Annotated in this window: 11 protein-coding genes, 1 other RNA gene and 1 pseudogene; 3 read left to right on the plus strand and 10 right to left on the minus strand. The window is 68.3% G+C overall.

Going from position 1 to position 17803, the window contains the following annotated elements; translation table 11 throughout:
* Nucleotides 1-693: 693 nt before the first annotated feature.
* Nucleotides 694-1869, plus strand: a complete 1176-nt coding sequence (locus GGR73_RS14095; RefSeq protein ID WP_184457500.1) for a benzoate/H(+) symporter BenE family transporter — start codon at nt 694-696, stop codon at nt 1867-1869.
* Nucleotides 1870-1923: 54 nt separating this feature from the next.
* Nucleotides 1924-1994: non-coding RNA, sX9 sRNA (locus GGR73_RS14100), on the plus strand.
* Between the two features lie 39 nt (nt 1995-2033).
* On the opposite strand, the gene bphP is transcribed toward GGR73_RS14100, so the two are convergent.
* The 6 genes from bphP to GGR73_RS14130 all read right to left on the minus strand — a co-directional run bounded on the left by bphP (nt 2034) and on the right by GGR73_RS14130 (nt 9498).
* Nucleotides 2034-3935: a bacteriophytochrome BphP gene (gene bphP, locus GGR73_RS14105; protein ID WP_184457502.1), complete on the minus strand. Its 1902-nt coding sequence runs from the start codon at nt 3933-3935 to the stop codon at nt 2034-2036.
* Nucleotides 3932-4525: a biliverdin-producing heme oxygenase gene (locus GGR73_RS14110; protein WP_154832946.1), complete on the minus strand. Its 594-nt coding sequence runs from the start codon at nt 4523-4525 to the stop codon at nt 3932-3934. Before GGR73_RS14110 ends, bphP begins: the two co-directional genes overlap by 4 nt.
* A gap of 99 nt (nt 4526-4624) precedes the next feature.
* The gene (locus GGR73_RS14115) at nt 4625-5890 is read right to left on the minus strand and encodes a TCR/Tet family MFS transporter (RefSeq protein ID WP_184457504.1); all 1266 of its coding nucleotides are present in this window, start codon (nt 5888-5890) and stop codon (nt 4625-4627) included.
* A gap of 382 nt (nt 5891-6272) precedes the next feature.
* A complete protein-coding gene (locus GGR73_RS14120) occupies nt 6273-8432 on the minus strand; it encodes a lytic murein transglycosylase (RefSeq protein WP_221234164.1) in 2160 nt (719 codons plus the stop codon).
* Nucleotides 8433-8743: 311 nt separating this feature from the next.
* Complete coding sequence (locus GGR73_RS14125) at nt 8744-8950, minus strand: hypothetical protein (RefSeq protein WP_024939646.1); 207 nt, start codon at nt 8948-8950, stop codon at nt 8744-8746.
* Nucleotides 8951-9108: 158 nt separating this feature from the next.
* Nucleotides 9109-9498, minus strand: a complete 390-nt coding sequence (locus GGR73_RS14130) for a YchJ family protein (protein WP_184457508.1) — start codon at nt 9496-9498, stop codon at nt 9109-9111.
* 82 nt (nt 9499-9580) lie between these two features.
* Between GGR73_RS14130 and GGR73_RS14135 the strand changes: the two genes are divergently transcribed.
* Nucleotides 9581-10360 carry a sulfite exporter TauE/SafE family protein gene (locus GGR73_RS14135; RefSeq protein WP_184380536.1) on the plus strand — a complete coding sequence of 260 codons (780 nt, stop codon included), beginning with the start codon at nt 9581-9583 and terminating at the stop codon, nt 10358-10360.
* A 681-nt stretch (nt 10361-11041) separates the two neighbouring features.
* Here the strand turns inward: GGR73_RS14135 and GGR73_RS14140 are convergent.
* The 4 genes and pseudogenes from GGR73_RS14140 to folE form a co-directional block, all read right to left on the minus strand.
* A pseudogene (locus tag GGR73_RS14140) lies at nt 11042-14563 on the minus strand (ATP-binding protein); the annotation flags it as partial.
* Between the two features lie 383 nt (nt 14564-14946).
* Entirely contained in the window at nt 14947-15648 is a 702-nt protein-coding gene (locus tag GGR73_RS14145) for a DUF4194 domain-containing protein (RefSeq protein ID WP_184457512.1), read from the minus strand.
* Entirely contained in the window at nt 15635-17104 is a 1470-nt protein-coding gene (locus GGR73_RS14150; protein WP_016902174.1) for a DUF3375 domain-containing protein, read from the minus strand. The genes GGR73_RS14145 and GGR73_RS14150 overlap by 14 nt, the downstream gene beginning before the upstream one ends.
* Nucleotides 17105-17123: 19 nt before the next feature.
* Nucleotides 17124-17726 (minus strand): GTP cyclohydrolase I FolE, encoded by a 603-nt coding sequence (folE, locus tag GGR73_RS14155; protein ID WP_016902173.1) that lies wholly within the window; start codon nt 17724-17726, stop codon nt 17124-17126.
* Nucleotides 17727-17803 lie beyond the last annotated feature (77 nt).

The raw sequence follows: 17803 nt of genomic DNA on the forward strand, positions 1-17803 counted from the left end.
CTTCCTGCAGGCGTCCGCACAAATTACCTGCGCACACTGTCAAAGAACATTGGGAAGTGGCCTCAGCGCCGTTCCCGTCAGCTTCGTCGTTTCCGTCGAAGCGAGCCGCCCATTATAGCGGACTTTTTCTTGCCGTCAACACCTCATTTCGAGGTGGTTGACGCTGCTTCGTTTCGACCCGAAGGTTTTCTGCGAAGCGAGCCGGCCATATTAGCAGGCTTTTCATCTTCGTCAACCCCTCGTGAAGAGGAAGTTGCCGCCGCTGCACTTCAATCCGCCGTAGCGTCTTTCCGTGTAGCGAGCCGCCCATCATAGCCGGCTTTTCCGTTTCGTCAACACCTTGTGATGTTTCCGATTCGCCCCGTTCGTTGTTGCGATGCTTCGAGAAGCGCCGCCGTCCTGAGCGAGGCCGCGCAGTTTATCGAGACTGTGCAGAAGTGCAAGCACTTTTTGACACTGGCATGACACGGACGTCATCGCGCCCATGCGCCAGGCCTGATTCCACGCACTTTGCGGTGTATCCGGCCTGCTCTCTCTATCAGGGTCATGGGACCGTGCGCCCGCATTGCAGCGACATCGTGCTTTCCAGGCAGGACAACAAGAGCGTTGATAGAGAGCCGACCACGCAAGGTGCTGCGCTATCGATCACCGGCGTGCTCGGTGAGAATGCATGCACTAGATAGAGAGCTCCCAATGTCTCCCTTACGCAGCCTGCTTCGCGATCTGTCCCTGCCTGCGATTGCTGCGGGCTTTGTCACCGTGCTGGTGGGCTTTGCCAGTTCTGCGGTGATCGTGTTCGAGGCGGCGCGTCACCTGGGAGCGGATCAGGCGCAGATCGCCTCGTGGATGTGGGCGCTCGGCATCGGCATGGGCGTGACCTGCATCGGGCTGTCGCTGCGCTACCGGGTGCCGGTGGTGACGGCCTGGTCCACGCCGGGTGCGGCCATGTTGATCGGCAGCGCGGCCGGGGTGCCGTTGCGCGAGGCGATCGGTGCGTTTGTGCTGGCGGCGGTGCTTGGCATGCTGGCCGGCTTCTCGGGGTTATTTGAGAAGGCGATCCGACGCATACCCATCTCGCTGGCCTCGGGCATGCTGGCCGGGGTGTTGTTGCGCTTTGGGCTGGACCTGTTCGTGGCGATGCAGAGCCAGGTGTGGCTGGCGCTGGCGATGCTGGCGGCCTATCTGGCCGGGCGGCGCTGGTTTGTGCGCTATGCGGTGATCGCGACCTTGCTGGTCGGCGTGGCGATTGCGGCCGGCAGCGGGTTGATGCAGTGGAAGAGCGTGCAGCTTGAACTGGCCCGGCCGGTGCTGGTGGTGCCGTCGTTGTCGTGGGCGGCGTTGTTCGGGCTGGCGATTCCGTTGTTCGTGGTCACCATGGCCTCGCAGAACGTGCCGGGCGTGGCGGTGATCCGCGCTTCCGGCTACGCGGTACCGATCTCGCCGACGATCGGCTGGATCGGAGTGGTCAATACGCTGCTGGCACCGTTCGGTGGCTATGCCTTGAACCTGGCGGCCATCACTGCGGCGATCTGCATGGGCCGCGAAGCGCACGAGGATCCGGCGCGGCGTTACACCGCTGCGGTGAGCGCGGGGGTGTTCTATGTGCTGATCGGCGTGTTCGGCGCGACCGTGGCGGCGGTGTTTGCCGCCTTTCCGCGCGAGCTGGTGATGGCCATCGCCGGGATCGCCTTGCTGGGCACGATCGGCAACAGCCTGGCGGCCGCCTTGCAGCAGGACAGCGAGCGCGAAGCGGCCTTGATCACCTTCCTGGTGACCGCATCGGGGCTGACGTTGGGCGGGATCGGCGCCTCGTTCTGGGGCCTGGTGGCCGGAACGATCACCTTGCTGGTGTTGCGACCGCGGGCCTAGGGCAGCGATCAAAACGACGGCGCGCACCGCCAGGCGGGCGGGGCCGGTGCGCGGAGTCCTCAACACTGCGGTATTTCCGCGCCGTCCGCACCCCGCTGGCGACTGCAGGCTACGTTTTGTCAGCCACTGCTGGCCGCGGCAGGCGATTCGGTTGCGGGTTGCGCTTATTCGGGGTCGCGTAGCTGCAGCAGCCAGTGGGCAGTGACGCCATTGGGGCTGGGCAGCGGTTCTAGGTGGAACTGGCGATAGACCGGCGCGCCCCCCTGCGAGCGCAGCGGCAGGGTGACATAGGCGGCGCGCCCTTGCCGCAGCGCGTCTTCGAGCAGCTCCACCTTGGACGGGGCGGCATCGCTGGCCAGCAGGGACAGGATGTCGCAACCGATCAGGTCGGCCACTTCGGTCTGGCTGAGTTCTGCGAAGGCCGGATTGACGAACATCAGCCGGTGCGCGTCCGCGGTGCCGCGTTCGATGATGGCCACACCATCGCGCAGCCGCGAGAGCGAGGCTTCGAGCAAGGTGAAATCCTGCTGGAAGCGCTTGCGCTCCATCAGTTCGATCAGCACGCGCAGGCTGCGCGCCGATTCTAGGTGCAGCGGCGACCAGCGCCGCGCGCGACCGCGCACGGTTTCCTGCCAGAGGTCGAAGCTCTTGCGTGGCGACAAGCGCGAATTGGGAATGTCCTGCAGCTTGGCCAGCTGCGGATTGCCGGCCCATTTGACCTGCTGCACCTGCTCGCGGCGGGTCCACAGCAAGGCGCTGCGCGACTGCGGCATCAGCGGCACGAAAATGAAACCGGCCGCCAGCGGGGCGAGGTCGGCCAGCTCGGGGAACACCTCGCCGATCGCATCCACATGCAGGGCGCCGACTGCATCTTCGCGCAGGGCATCGTGGTGTTCGGATTCGATGTGGTCGCGGATGCGGCGCAGCGCGGCCGCGTCCGGGGTGCTGCCATGCCGGCTGATCTCGCCGCCATGGAAGATCGCCACGCCGTCGGCGTCGACCACGTCCATCAGGTCGGGCGCCATGTCGGCGAGCATTTCCACGGTCATCTGGTCGGCGTCATTGAAGTCGGTGATCAGCTTCTCGCGCACGGTGAGCAGCACCGATTCCATGTGCGCACGCGCCACCGCCTGCAAACCGCCGATGCGCCCGGCCAGCGCGCGGGTCACCGCATCGGTGGCGTCGCGCATGGCGTGGCTGGTGAAGTGCGGGCTGTAGTGGTGGCAGGCGATCAGCCCCCACAGCGCGTCGTTGACAACAATCGAGGAGACCAACGTGGCGGTCACGCCCATGTTGGCCAGGTATTCCAGATGCACCGGGGAGACGCTGCGCAGGCTGACATCGCTCAGGTCCACCGGGGTGCCCAGGCGCGGATGCAGGGTGGGTTCGATCGCCGACGCCCGATAGCCGACGTCGGCGATCTGGCGGACGCGGTTGCGCAGGTACAGCGCGCGCGCCTGGGCCGGGATGTCGGTGGCCGGGTAATGCAGGCCGAGATAGGCATCCAGCTCGGGCTGGCGCGCTTCGGCGATGATGTCGCCATTCCACTCTTCGTCGAAGCGGTACACCATCACCCGGTCGAAGCCGATCATGCTGCGCAGCCCCTTGGCGGCGCGCACGGCGGCTTCGGCGATGCCGGGATCGCGCTCGATGCTGCGCAGCAGCGGCAGCGCTTCGCGCAGGGTGACGTCCATCAGGCGTGCGTCGCGCGGCTCGATTTCCACCAGCCACTGCTCCGGATACAGATGCCAGGCGGCCACCCAGGGGTGGTCGGTGGGTGCTGCACGCAGGGGAAAGCGCACGTCGGCATGCAGCAGATGCTGCGCCTGGTCCTCGACCGCGAATGGCTGCTCGCCGGGCAGTTCCAGCGCTTGCGTGTAGACCATGCCCAGCAGCTCGGCCAGCGGCACACCAAGCAGGTCGGCGGCGGTGGTGCTGGCCTGCACGATGCGGCCGTCGGCCGGCTCGATCACCAGCAGCACGCCGTACGGCTGGATCAGGCCGGGGATATGGATCGGCTCACGTGCACAGACATCCATATCCAGGGGTTCGGTGTGCTGATTCACGGGCGCGGCTCCGCTGCAAGACAGGTATGGAAGTGGGCAAACATGCGCTGCGCACCGTCGATGGCGGACGCGCGCGCGGAAGAGGTGTCCAGGCGTTGATCGAGCATGGCCTGGAACCGGCGCCAGCCAGCCGGGTCGTCGTTGGCCAGTTCGAAATAGCGCAAGGCGTCAGCCAGCGCGGGCTGCTGCTTGCGCAAGGTGCGCGCGATCATCCGCCCGCCGAGCTGCGAGCCTTCGATGACGTAGAGCATGCCCCAGCGCGCGGCATCGTTGCCGGCCGCAGGCGCCGCGATGGGCGCCTGCGGCGGCTGCCCGAGCGTGTGCAGGTCCTCGTGCAGGGCCGGGACGCGGCGGCGGTACTGCCAGCCGGCACCGATCAGGGTGCTGAGCCAGTCGCTCAGCTGGGCTTCGAAACCGGCCAGCAGCGCATGGTGACGGCGCAGGATCAGCGTGTAGGCAGCGCGATCGACCCGCCCCTGCCCCAGCGCCTGCATCAGCGGAACCGTCTCGACCAGGCGGTGGGCGTCCTGCGTGGCGTGGCGCAGCGCGAGCGCGGCCGAGGGCGGAACAGCCAGGGTGTCAGGACACATAATGAGTGGAGGCGGTGCCGCAGCACGGAATGCATCAGCCTAGCAGTGACTGCGCAAATCAGATAAAGCGGGCGCGAGCACAAGCTGAATAGGTTGGCATCATCCCTGTGCCGCGGGGGCCATGCCGGCCCCCCGCCCTGCCCGCCGCCAGGCCATGACCCAGCCTGCGGCAAGCAGAACACCCGCCAGCAACCAGGGTGCGCCGGGCAGATGCAGCGGTGCGCCCGTGCCGATAAACCAGGCGAACACATTGGCAAACAGCAGCGGACCGGCGATACCGGCCAGACTGACCAGGCTGGTCAGCGCGCCCTGCACGCGGCCCTGCGCATCGGCGCCGACCTCGCGGGTGATCAAGGCCTGCGCGGCCGGTGCGGCGATCGCCCAGAACGCACTGATGGGCACGCCGATCAGGAACGCGGTACCGCTGTCGGCCAGCCCGTAGATGACGAAACCGACCACCCCGCAGCCCAGACCCAGCAGCAGCGCACGGCGTTCGCCCAGCCAGCGCACCAGCCGGCCGACCAGCAGCGCATTGACGATGATGCTGCACACGCCGACGCCAGCCAGCACCCAGCTCACCTCGCGCGGGCCCCAGTGGTATTGATAACCGGCGAACAGCACGAAGATGCTGGGATAGACGTAGTGCGCCAGGTTGGCCAGAAACACCACCGAGGCCAAGCCGAACACCTGCGGATAACGGCGCAGCAGCTTGAGTGCGCCGAGCGGGTTGGCATGCGACCAGTCCAGGCGTGGCGTGCGGCGTTCGGCAGGCAAGGATTCGGGCAGCACGAACCAGCCATACAGCACGTTCAGCAGCGCCAGCCCGGCCGCAAACCAGAACGGCCAGCGCAGGCCGATGCTGCCCAGCCAGCCGCCGATCAACGGCCCGGCGACAAAGCCAATACCGAACGCGGCGCCAAGCATGCCGAACGCGCCGGCGCGTTTGTCGGCCGGGGTGACGTCGGCGATGTAGGCATTGGCGGTGGAAAAGCTGGCCGAGCACACCCCGGAGATCACCCGCGCCAGCAGCAGCATCGGCAGGGAATGGGCGACCGCCATCAGGATGAAGTCCAGGCCCAGGCCCAGGCAGGAAAGCAGGATCACCGGGCGACGGCCATAGTGGTCGGACAGGGTGCCCTGCAGCGGCGAGCAGACGAACTGGATGGCGGCGAACAAGAAGCCGAACCAGCCGATCCAGCCGGCGGCGACGGCGTAGTCGCCCCCGGTGAACTGGCGCACCAGATCCGGCAGCACCGGAATGATCACGCCGAATGACAGCACGTCGATCAGCACGGTGATGAAGATGAAGATCAGCGCGGCGCGGCGCCGGCCCGTGGCGGGAGCGGAATCTGCTGGGAGGGACATCGCGCTGCGCAGTGGGGCGAAGCGGCGAGTGTAGCGGTGGACCGGGTGGCGCAGTTGTGGGGATGAGCTGTCGCCTGATACGCCCAAGGTCCCCCTCACTGAAAGCCCCTCTCCTGAGGGGCGAGAAGGCATGGCTTGCGCGCCACTGGCGCGCGTGCCCTGGAGCGCCCGCGCCTCATGCGCGGGCCGGGGCGCCGAGCGCGGGTTGGGATGAGGGTACGGACGAAGCCGCAGGCATTGTGAGGTGACACGAGGCTTCGCCCGCACCCTCGTCCGCCCTCCGGGGCCCCTTCTCCCGGTGGGAGAAGGGAGTCGTCCCTGCCTCCATGTCTGTTCTAGAAAACAGCGTGGGCTTTGCCCGATCGGGAGGCGATTGTCGCACTTACTCGACGCTGATAGTCTGGGTCAGCGTGTGGCTGGCGCCGGGGGCGAGTTCGATGACGTCCGGGCCGGCGTTGGCCGCTTCCAGGCAGACGTAATCGCGCCAGCCCTCGCCCACGTCGGCCATCTTGGCGGCCGCCTCTTGGCCCGGGTTCCAGGCCACCAGCGAGCGGCTGCCCTGGGTGGCGATGACGATGCGGCGGCCGAGCACCGGGTCGGTCAGGGTGTAGCGGCCGCCGGCGTTGGTGTAGATACGGTCGCTGCGGCCGGGGTCGCGTGGGTCGCGCAGGCTCCAATCGCCCTGCTGGCGGTGGGCGGTGGCGTAGTTCTCGTACTTGTCGAGGTAGTCCAGCCCGTCCAGGCCCTGCACGCTGACGGTGAGCGCGTCGCCGACGCGGAAGTAGTTGTGCAGCGCCTGGGTGAAGCGCACCGGGGCCGGGCTGGTGTTTTCGGTGATCAGGCTTTGTTCGAGGGTGCGGCCAATGCGCAGGGTCATGCGCAGGCGCAGCGCCAGGTCGTCGAAGCTGGGCGGGGTCAGCGTGAGCACCAGGGTGCCGTCGTCCTCGCGCCGGCTCTCGGTGAGCTGCCAGGGTACGGTGCGCACGAAGCCATGCGCAGGGACCTCGCCGGTCTGGTCCTGGCGGCCGAAGTACGGCCAGCACACCGGCGCGCCGCCGCGGATCGGGGTGGGCGGCTGCTTGGCGGTGGGCGACAGCCACATCACGTCCTGCCCGCCCTTGGGCACGAACGACAGCAGCTGGCCGCCGAACAGGCTGATGGCGGCAGTGGAGAACGGGGTGTCGATCAACAGCGAGGGAAAGCCGTGGAAGTCGCCTGTGCGCAGGCCGGTGAGGTCGGACATGGGGGGTGCCTTCTGGACGATGGGGGATTGGACGAATGCGGGATAGGCGGCCGGCAGCTTGAACGCCGTGGCGCGGATGGCCGCCGCGCCGGCGACCGGCGGGGCGGCGCGCAGGGCGGTAAGGATGCGTTGGCCGGGGCGGCCGTCGGCCGGCTGCAGGCCCAGGCGGGTCTGCTCGACCTGGATGGCGCGCCGGCTGGCGGTGCCGATCATGCCGTCGGCCTCGCCGATCAGATGGCCGCGCGCCAGCAGCAATTGCTGCAGTTCGCGCCGTTCGGGGCGGCCCAGGCCGGGGTCGTCGGTGGGCCAGGCGGCGACCAGGCCGGCACCACCGCGCAGCCGGTCGGCGAGCAGGGCGATCGACAGCGCGTAGCTTTCGGCGGCGTTGTAGGCGTAGATCGCGTCGTAGTTGCGGAACACCAGGAATGCCGGGCCGGTCGCGCCGGCCGGCAGCAGCAGGGCGGCCGGGGTTTCGGCGGGCAGACCGGCCGGCGCCAGCGCCTTGCCGTCGGTGCCGAGCAGGCCGGCGTCTTGCCAGGCCTGCAGCGGTTGGCGCCGGGTGCGGCCGGCCTTGCTGGCATCGAAGCCGGCGGGCAGGCGGACTTCCATGCCCCAGGGACGGGCGCGCTCCCAGCCGGCCTTGACCAGATAGTTGGCGGTGGAGGCCAGCGCGTCGGGAATGCTGGCGACCAGATCGCGGCGGCCGTCGCCGTCGCCATCCACCGCGATGCGGGCATAGGTCGAGGGCATGAACTGGGTCTGCCCGAAGGCGCCGGCCCAGGAGCCGGTCAAGCCATTCGGCGACAGATCGCCTTGCTGCAGCAGGCCGAGCAAGGCGAGAAATTCGCCACGGAAGAATGGCTGGCGACGGCCCGCGCACGACAGCGTCGCCAGCGAGACCAGCAGCGGGCGCTTGCCGGTGACACGGCCGTAGTCGCTCTCCACGCCCCAGACCGCCACGATGGTGGCCGGATCGACCCCGGTCTGTTCGGACAGGCGGGTAAGCAAATCGCGGTGGGTGGCCAGCATGGCCTGGCCGTCGGCGACACGCTGGCTGTCGACCAGGCTGGCGAGGTAGTCCCAGATCGGGGTGGTGAACTCGGGCTGGGCATCGAGCAGCGGCAACACGCTGGGATCGGGCGCCAGGCCGGCGGTGAAGCGCTGGAAGTCGGCGGCCGCCACGCCCTTGGCGGCGGCCTGGGTCTGCAGGCCGGCCAGGCAGCGGTCGAAGGCCGGATCGGCGCAGGCGATCAGCGGCGCCAGCGCCAACAGCGCAGGCAGGACGCGCCGGGTCGGCATCACGGCGCGATGGCCGGCGTGTGGACGGAGGTCATGCGGTGGAGCGCTCCTGCGGCAGGTCGAGCCGCCGAGGATAGCCAACCTGGCTGGTTGCAGGCGTGCAGGTCGTGATGTTGCGACGGCATCGTGCGCTGCGGTGGTCGGCAGCGACACGCAGGGGTGACTGTGCGGTGCGCACGCTTTTCAGAGGGGTGCGGGGCAGAGGCTATCTAACGCGTGTGGGATGGTGATGATGCGCGCCGATGGAGTGGCATCGGTCCGGCCCGCCTGGCGAAGACACCGCGGCAACCCAGCCGCGCCGATCGCCGCGCCTAGCTGCCGTCGCCGGTGATGCCGGTCAACAGCGACAACGCCGGGCTGGAGGGGCTGGTGTCAGGCATACGTCGGGCGCGCGCGCTGCGCGGGGCGTCGTGGCGGGGGCCGAACCAGATCAGTGCCGTGGCCAGGCACGCCGGCAGCACGATCGCAAATACCACGATGGCCACAAGCACCCACTGCCAGAGATTGAAGGTTGCCATCATCGTGTCCGCCCCGCGGCGAGCTCCGCCGAGGCGGCAAGCTTCCGGGATCGGCTGCGAACGTGGCGTCGAGAAACCGCGCCGGCCCGTGCCGTCCGTCGGGCTGAACAGCTTCATGGTGAGCGTGACCGCTGACCTCGCTCACGCCTGAGCCCGGCTCAGCGCGCGTCGAGGTAATACCAGCGGCCGTCTTCGCGCACGAAGCGGCTGTGTTCGGTCATGCGCACCGCGCTGCCGCCGCCGATACGGTAGCGGGCCAGGAACGCCACCTCGGCGGTGTCGGTGCCGGTCTCGATGGCGCGTTGCACGGTCAGGCCGAGCCAGGTGGTGCGGCCGCCCTCGTCCAGCGACAGCTCGGGTGGGCGCGTGGACGGATGCCAGCTGGCGAGCAGGTACCCCACATCGCGGCGGACGTAGGCGCTGTAGCGCGCACGCATCAAGGTTTCGGCATCGGGCGCAGCGGCGCCGGCATGGTAGTGCCCGCAGCACTGCGCGTAGGTGGCGGCGCGGCCGCAGGGACAGGGATCGTTGGGAGTGGAAGTCGGCATCTGGCGATTGTGCGGGAAGTGGGAAGTGGGAGGCGGGGTTTCTGCGCGTTTATGCTGTCGCCCCGTCGTGCGGAGCACCGCCTTGCTGGAACTGATCCCCACCGAGTTGCCGTGGCTGCTGTGCATCGCTTTTATCGCCGGGCTGGTGGATGCGGCGGTCGGCGGCGGTGGCCTGATCCAGTTGCCGGGATTGTTTGCGACCCTGCCGCAGCAGGCGCCGTCGCTGATTCTGGGCACCAACAAGTTCAGCGCGATGTTCGGCACCGGTGCCTCGGCGTGGCGCTATGCGCGCACTGTGCGCTTTCCGTGGCGACCGGTGCTGTACGCGACGGTGGCGGCGTTTACGTTTTCGTTTCTGGGCGCGACCGCGGTCAGCCTGATGCCCAAGCAGGCAGTGCGGCCGCTGATCCTGGTGCTGCTGATCGCGATGCTGGTCTACACGCTGATCAAGAAGGACTTCGGTGCGCTGCATCGCCCACGCCAGATCGGCCGGCGCGAACTGATCACTGCCTTGGCGATGGGCGCGGCGATCGGGTTCTACGACGGGTTCTTCGGGCCCGGTACCGGCAGTTTCCTGATCTTCCTGTTCATCCGCTTCTTCGGGCTGGACTTTCTGCGCGCCTCGGCCGCGGCCAAGGTGGTGAACCTGGCCACCAACCTGGCGGCGCTGTCGTTCTTCCTGCCCAGCGGCCAGGTGATGCTGGCGATCGGCATCCCGATGGCGGTGGCCAACGTGGCCGGTGCGGTCGCCGGCACGCGGATGGCGCTACGCGGCGGCACGCCGCTGATCCGCACGTTGTTCCTGGTGCTGGTCATCGTGCTGATCGGCAAGATGGGCTGGGATCTGCTGCACGGCGCTTAGAACTCCATACTCAGCGTCGCCGACACGGTGCGCGGTGCGCCGGGAGAGTGGTGGTCTGCTGTCCCCGACCTGCGACGCCTGCGACCGCAGCGCGGTGACGCAGGCATCCAGGTGGCGCGCTCAGCGTTTTCCGCGCGGCTTGCCTGCAGATCCGCGCGTGGGCGCAGGACGCGCCTTGGCCGCGGTTTTGGTTGGCACGGGCTTGGTTAACGCGGGCCTGGCCGCAGTGCGCGCGGCAGTTGTCCTGGTTGCCTTGGTTGCGCCACCCAGCGAAGTGGTGGCGCGCCTGGTCGCTACCGTCGACTTGGCAGCGGGCTTTTTCGGCGCTGCCGCTGTTGTCGCGGCCTTGTTCGGCTGGGGAGTCGGTTTGGCGGACGCGGTCGCGCGCCTGGATGCCGTCCCGGTGTTCGCTGGCGTTTTGGCCGGTTTGGTCGGCGTTGCCGGCTTGCGCGCTGTGCCCGCTGCAGGCGATGCACCCCTGGCTGATGCAGGTTTGGCTGGTGCAGTCTTGGCAGATGCGGCCTTGCCCGCTGCGGTCTTCGCCGCTGCCGACTTGCCTGATCCCGCACGTGCGCTGGCAGCGGCTGTTTTTGATGGCTTCGGCGCGGCTTGAACGGCCGGCGTCGATGCCGGCGCGACCTTGCTGGCGCGCCTGCCCGCCTTGGCCGCCACGTCGTCCTGTGCAGGGACACCCTGAAGTGCCGCGCCCTCAGCGGCAGAGACGGCAGCGGTGCTGTCCATCCGCGTTTCACCCTGCGTCGAAGGCGGTGCATCCTCGGCCTGCGCAGCACTCACCGCCTGTTCCGTCACCGCTGCAGCTACCTCGTCCCCACGCGAGCGCTCGGGCAACTGGAGTCGCTGCGCCTGCTCGTCGTATTCGATCAGCAGCACGCCGGAGTTGTGCCGGCCGCTGATTTCCACAAAGCAGGCACCGCCGATGAACGGCTCCAGCGTCATCACCGATTTCAGCGGCGTGGCCACCACCATCTGGAAACCGAAGTTCTCGAAGATGTTCATCGCCAGCGCGGTGAATTCGTTGTCGGCCTTGTCGAAGGCTTCGTCCAGCACCACCGCGCAGTAGCGCGGCAGTTCGCCGTCTTCGCCACCGAGCTGGTAGCGCAATGCGGCGGCCAGACAGGTAGTTGCCAGCTTCTGGCGCTGACCGCCGGATTTGCCGGCGCCGCTGCGGTAGATCTCCACCTGCGCGCGGGTCTGCGCATCCAGCTCGACACCGATGAATTCCACATGCTGGCGCACGTCCAGCACCTGCTCGCGCCAGCGGCGTGCGTCCGGTTCCTGCGCGCCCAGGCGTGCCACCAACGCGCGCAAGGTGGAAAACTGCGCTTCGGCCAGTGCGCGGTCTTCGGTCTGTTGATGCGACAGCACCGCGCGCAGCTGTTGCTGGAATTCCTGCACCTCGCCCAGGCGACGGTCGCTGACCTCGATGGTCAGCAGCGTGCCGCGATTGAACGGCACCTGCTCCAGACTGGCGTTGACCTCGTCCATGCGCTGCTTGATGCCCTTGTGGGCCTCGGCGGTGTGGCGCTGCAGGGCCAGCAGATTGTTCTTGCTCTGGGTCTGCAGCAGATCGAAGAAGCGGTGCTCGTGGCGCGGCAGGCCATCGCTCTCCAGGCGATCCAGGCGCGCGAGAAAATCGTCGGCACTGGCCAGGCTCACGGTGAAATCGCCGCTGTCCTCCGGCCATTGCTGGCAGTACTTGCGGAAGCAATCGAGTAGCTGCGCGCTGAGTCGGCTGTCGCGGCCCTGGCTCTCGGCCAGTTGCTCGGCCAGGCCACGCTCGACCACGCGGAAATGCGCCTCCAGATTGTCCAGCGACAGCGGTGCCAACGCCGCCAGGCGCTCGCGCAGGCCCTGCAGCTGGGTGGGCGTGAGCGTGGCGGTGCCGGCACGGCTGGCACAGGCAGCGTGCTGCTGTTCGAGCCGGACCCGCTCGCGTGCCAGCTGCGCGCGCTCCAGCCGCACGTCCTCGTAGGTGCGCTTGGCCTGGTCGCGCAAGGTACGTGCGGTCTCGATCGCCTGGCCGAGCGCGCGCAGGCCGCTGTTGCCTTCGCGCAGCTGCTGCAGCTGTTCGTCGATATCGCTCAGGCGCTGCAGCTTGGGGCCGACATCGATCTCGTCCCAGTCGCGCTCCACCAGCGTGTGCGCGGCCAGCTGCCGTTCCTGGTCCTGCTCGCGTTGCTTGCGCAGCGCGGCCACGTCGGCATCGCAGCTGGCGATGCGCTGGGCAAGCGTCTGCGCTTCGCGCTCGAACACCTTGAGCTTGTCGCGGTTGTCGTGGCCCAGCAACCAGCGCTTGCGGTCGTTGACCGCATGGCGGTCGTCCTTTTCGTAACGGTCGCCGGGATGCTTGACCTGCCCTTCGCGGGTGATGGCACGGTCGGCATTACGCAGCGCGGCGGCGTTATCGACGCATTCGTAGTCGAAGCGACGCATCAACTCGTTGCGCAGCCACTCGGTGAAGGCATGCTCGCGCAGCTGCAGCTTGCCCGGCAATGCACGCGCATCCGGCGTGCGCGCATGCAGCGCATCGTTGCGGCGTACCCGGAAATACACCAGCCGCGTGCCGAGCTGGGTGCGGTTGACCCACTCGCTGACCTGCGCGTAATGGCGGTCGTCCACCAGCAGCGACTGCGCAAAACCGCTCAGCACGCGCTCGATCGCGCCGCGCCAGGCAGATTGATCCTCGCGCACCTGCACCAGTTCGCCGACGAACGGCAGCGCCGCTTCGGCAATGCCGGTGTCCTCGCACAGGCGCGCGCGCAAGGCCTGCATCGGTGCCGGCATGCTGGACGGGGCACGCTTCAACGCATCCAGTTCGGCGCGGATCTCGGCAAAGCGCCGCTCATCGTCGCGGCGCACACCCATGCGCTCGGCGATCGCCTCATCCAGCGCGCTGGCGTCGTGCTTGCCGTTCTCGAGCACGGTCTGCGCGTACGCGATCTGCTCGGCAAAGCCGCTGGCGCCTGCGGCCAGGGCGGTGCCGAGCTGGCGGCAGGCCTGTTCGATCTGCACGCGGCGCCGCAGGCGCTCGTCGCGCTCGCGCTCGACCCGGGCGCGCTCGCGTTCGAGTTCCTCGATCTGCTCGCCACCGGCGGCGCGTTGTTCGCGTTCCAGCCCGGCGAGTTTCTGTTCGTGATTGTCCAGCGACTCACGCCGCTGGCCTTCTTCGCCGGCCAGCCCGCGGTCCTGGCTGTCGAGTTCGTGCAGGCGCGTCTCCAGCAAGGCCAGACGCTGCTGTTCGCGATAGCTGTCCACGCCCAGCTGCAGCTCGCGCAACTCGCCGACGCTGTGGCGCAGAGCCATCAGTGCCGCATGGTGCTCGCGTGCCGGGCTGAGCGTTTCCACCTGCCGGCGTGCGGTGACCACCGCATGGTGTGCGCCATCGAGTTCGGCGAAGTCTTCCACCAGCCGGTCGGCCGCCTCGAACGTGCGCGGCTCGTCCAGCATGAAGCCGCGCAGGAACACATTGAGATCGCCCAGGTTCTTGGCCGACTGGGTCTTGTGCAGCAACCGCAACGCCATCTCGTTGCCGATGCCCAGCGCATGCCGAAAGCGCTCTGCGTAGCCGGCGAAACCGTCGAAATGCGCGACCTCCTCGCCAAGACGCGCCTTGAGCCTGCGCAGATCCAGATCGAAGCCATCCAGCTCGCTGGCCACATCGAAGCTGCGCGGCGCGACCATGTAATGGCGGCGCACATCGGCCGCGGCATTGCCGCTGCCGGCGATCCAGAACAGGCGAATCAGGCTGACCGTCTCGCCGTGCGCGTTGCGGTATTCCAGCACCAGCGCCGACCAGGTAGCGCCCTTGCGCAGGTATTGGGTGGCGATCTCGCCCGAGGCGCTGTCCTGCTGATCGGCCCAGGCACCGCGCACATACGACACCAGGCTGCGATCGCGCCCGCTGCGCTCGGCCTCGCGTGCGGCGGCGTTGAAGTCGACGATGCTGGGCGGGGTCAGCAAGGCCGACATCGCATCCAGCAGGGTCGACTTGCCCGACCCGGAGCGCCCGACGAACAGGAAGCCCTTCTCGGCGATCGGCACCTCGGTCAAGCCGTTGAACGTGCCCCAGTTGTGCACCTGCAACCGCCGCATGCGGAACTGCTGCGCGCGCTGCTCGGCAAGCGAATCAGTGAACAGGGACGCGCCCGGCTGCGCCGGCGACAGGTTGGACTGGGAATTCATGGCTCACTCACCAAAACGGGATGACGGGTAACGCTGAAGACGACGTACATCAGGACTGTTTGTAGCGGGGTGTTGCGTGTTGCTGGGCTGGTGGCGGTGCTGTGGTCTGGGAGTGATTCGGTACAGACCCTTCGCGGCCGGGGCCGCTCCTACGGGTGCGGTGGTCTGCGTTGACGTGGGGCGGCGGCGGCCGATAAGGAAGCTGGATGCCTTGCTGCAGCCCGTGGAAAAGTGATCGCGTTCGACCGGGCGTGAGAGCCGATATCCGTCGCACAACGCACGACTACACAAACTCCACGCATCCCGGGCGTCATACATCGGGCATCGCGATCGGCCGTCCGCTCATCCGCCCTTCGGCACCTTCTCCCAATGGGGGAAGGTACTTAGTCGAGCGCAACGTCCCCCTCGCGCAAGCCGCGATACGCCACCACCAGGGCCTGCACGTCTTCGGCCGAGAACAGCAACTTCAGCACCGGCGAGACCTCGTAGCGCTCCTCGCTGCCGCGCAACCGCGACAGCAACTGGTTCTCGCGCATCTTGCCGATCGCCGTCAGCACCCGTCGCGCGAATCCGGCGCGGTCGGTGGACACGTTCTTCTCGTAGACCGACAAGGCCTCCACCAACTGCGCCTCGTCCACCACCGCCCGCTCGCCGCGCGTATCGGCTTCGGCCAGTTGCTGGCGCAGGAACAGCAGCAGCACCGACTCGATAAAGGTCAGCGGCGCGCTGCGCAGCAGGGTCGGCGATTCCAGCTCGGCGGTGTCGGCCTGACGGGTGAAGGCCACCCCGCCCTCGCGGTCCAGCACCAGCTCCAGGAACAGCTCGCACAACACCTGGCGGATCGCCGCCTCGTTGCGCAGCAGCGCAGGCCACAACGCACCGTGGCGTTGCGCATCGATGCTGGGGCCGGCCAGCAGCTGGCACAGCGCGCGCCGCGCGTCGAACGGCAGCGTGCCGGTGTCGCCCAGGAATAGTTCGCCGCGCGGCTGTGCAGGCGATGTCTCCGTCAGCGGCGTGCGGCCGGCATCGACCGACGCGCCACTGTCCTCGTCCGCGTCCAGGCGGGTCTCCTCAGTCCAGTTCATTGCGTTTCTCCCGGGTGAACCACACCAGCGGAATGCGTGCGCGCCGCAGGGCGCCGTCGCCGCCTTCCCATTGCACCGTTTCCATCTGTCCGTCGATCACCACGCCGTGGCGCGTGCCCAGCGACAGGTAACCGATCACGCTGCCCAGGCCCTGCGCGGCCGGGCGCTGCTGCAGCGCATCGCCGATGGTCAGGCGCGGGCGCTGGCCGAGCAGCTCGTGCAGGTCGCGGCGCAGGCTGCGCACGTCGATTTCCGATTGCGCGACCAGATCGCCCACGCTGTCGAGCGAGATGTCTGCCGCGTCGGCAGCCTGCACGCGGCCATCGACCTGGGTCAGGCGCGGGTCGTGCAGGCGCCACTGCGACAGCGAACGCAGGCGGGCAGCGCTCAACGCCTGGGTGTAGCCGGTGGCGGTGGTGGCGTGCAGGCTGTCGCGCAGCTGCAAGGCTTCGCCTTGCGCCTGCTTGAGCAATTGATTGAGCCGGCGCTGCTCCAGATAGCCGCGGCTCTGCACGAAACCGCGCAGGCTGCGGGCGAAGTGCTGCATCACCGTGTGCACCTCACCGCCGCGCTCCAGCAGCGTGCCGGTCAACCCGCGCAGGAAGGCGCGTTCGCGCCGGTCAAGCTTGCGCGCGAAGCCGCGTGCCAGCAGCGCATCCAGCGCCTGATCGAGCTGGCTGCTTTGCTGGGTGTCGTTGAGCAGGCTCCAGAACGCCTCGAAGGTGCGCCCGGCCTCGCTGTCGGCGATCACGTCCACGCCGTTGAACAGCTGCTCCAGCACATCGCCGCGCGCGCCCTCGTCGTCGATGATGCGTTCGCGGAACTGGCGATTGAGCTGTTCGAAATCGTCACGCACGCGATGGAAATCTTCGGCCAGTTCGTCGGAGAGATGGATCAGGTCGCGGGCGCGCTCCAGCGCGCGCTTGCCGTCCAGCGCGGCCACGCGGCCGGAGGCCACGCGTTCGATCTCGGCATCGATGCGCGCGCGTTCTTCGCGCAGGGCGGCCAGGCGCAGCTCCGGGTCGGCTTCGGTCTGGCCCGCCAGCTGCACCAGCTGCTGGATCACCAGCGACAGGCGGCTTTCGGTGGCGCTGCTGCTGCTCTCGCGCAGGCCGACGATGAAGCGGATGGCCTGGGTGGCCGCGCGCGACAACTCGTACTCTTCTTCAGCCGCGCCTTCGGGCAGGCGGCGTTCCAGCCAGCCCTGCGCCAGCCAATGCGCCAGATAGGCCTGCGCGGTACGCGGCAACTCGCGCGAGAGTTCGTCGGCGCGCAGCGCGTCGAGCTGGCGCTGCAGGCGCTCGTGCAGCACGGCCGAGGGCAGGCGGCGTTCGCCGTCCAGCAACACCGTCTGCAGCAGGCCGATCAGCTCCGGCGCGTGGTCGGCGGCCAGCAGTTTCCACACCGGCTGCTCGCGCAATTGGCGATAGCCGGCGATACGTGCCTGGTGCTTCATGGCGACGGCAACGGCTGCCTCAACGCTTGCCGCCCACTTCGATGAACTGCAGGAACTCGGCGCGGGTGCGCGCGTCCTCGCGGAAGCTGCCCAGCATCTTGGAGGTCACCATGCTGACGCCGCGCTTGTGGATGCCGCGGGTGGTCATGCACTCGTGCGAGCCTTCCACCACCACGCCGACGCCGCGCGGTTGCAGCACATCCTGGATGCACTGGGCAATCTGCGCGGTCATCTTTTCCTGCACCTGGAAGCGCCGCGCATAGCTTTCCACCACGCGCGCCAGCTTGCTGATGCCGACCACCTTGCCGCGCGGCAGGTAGCCCACGTGCACCTTGCCGATGATCGGCGCCATGTGGTGCTCGCAGTGGCTTTCATAGGAGATGTCGCGCAGCACGATCAGCTCGTCGTAGCCGGCCACTTCCTCGAAGGTGCGTTCCAGGTATTCGCGCGGTTCCTCGCGGTACCCGCTGAACCAGTCGCCATAGGCTTCGGCAACCCGGCGCGGGGTATCCAGCAGGCCTTCGCGGGCCGGGTCTTCGCCGGCCCAGCGCAGCAGGGTGCGCACGGCATCTTCGGCCTGGGCCTGGGTGACGGGGGAATCGGGCTGGTCGGACTGGCTCATGCGCAGGGTGCACCCAAAGGGGGCGAGCATGGTACCCGAGGACGGGCCGGCGGCCCCAGTGGCGGTTGCGCCGGCTT

The sequence above is a fragment of the Xanthomonas sp. F14 genome, from assembly GCF_014199865.1.

Coding starts and splice junctions, on each gene's coding strand:
- GGR73_RS14095 (WP_184457500.1), top strand. CDS start 694: ATGTCTCCCTTACGCAGCCTGCTTCGCGATCTGTCCCTGCCTGCGATT.
- GGR73_RS14110 (WP_154832946.1), bottom strand. CDS start 4,525: ATGTGTCCTGACACCCTGGCTGTTCCGCCCTCGGCCGCGCTCGCGCTG.
- GGR73_RS14115 (WP_184457504.1), bottom strand. CDS start 5,890: ATGTCCCTCCCAGCAGATTCCGCTCCCGCCACGGGCCGGCGCCGCGCC.
- GGR73_RS14120 (WP_221234164.1), bottom strand. CDS start 8,432: ATGCCGACCCGGCGCGTCCTGCCTGCGCTGTTGGCGCTGGCGCCGCTG.
- GGR73_RS14125 (WP_024939646.1), bottom strand. CDS start 8,950: ATGGCAACCTTCAATCTCTGGCAGTGGGTGCTTGTGGCCATCGTGGTA.
- GGR73_RS14130 (WP_184457508.1), bottom strand. CDS start 9,498: ATGCCGACTTCCACTCCCAACGATCCCTGTCCCTGCGGCCGCGCCGCC.
- GGR73_RS14145 (WP_184457512.1), bottom strand. CDS start 15,648: ATGAACTGGACTGAGGAGACCCGCCTGGACGCGGACGAGGACAGTGGC.
- GGR73_RS14150 (WP_016902174.1), bottom strand. CDS start 17,104: ATGAAGCACCAGGCACGTATCGCCGGCTATCGCCAATTGCGCGAGCAG.
- folE (WP_016902173.1), bottom strand. CDS start 17,726: ATGAGCCAGTCCGACCAGCCCGATTCCCCCGTCACCCAGGCCCAGGCC.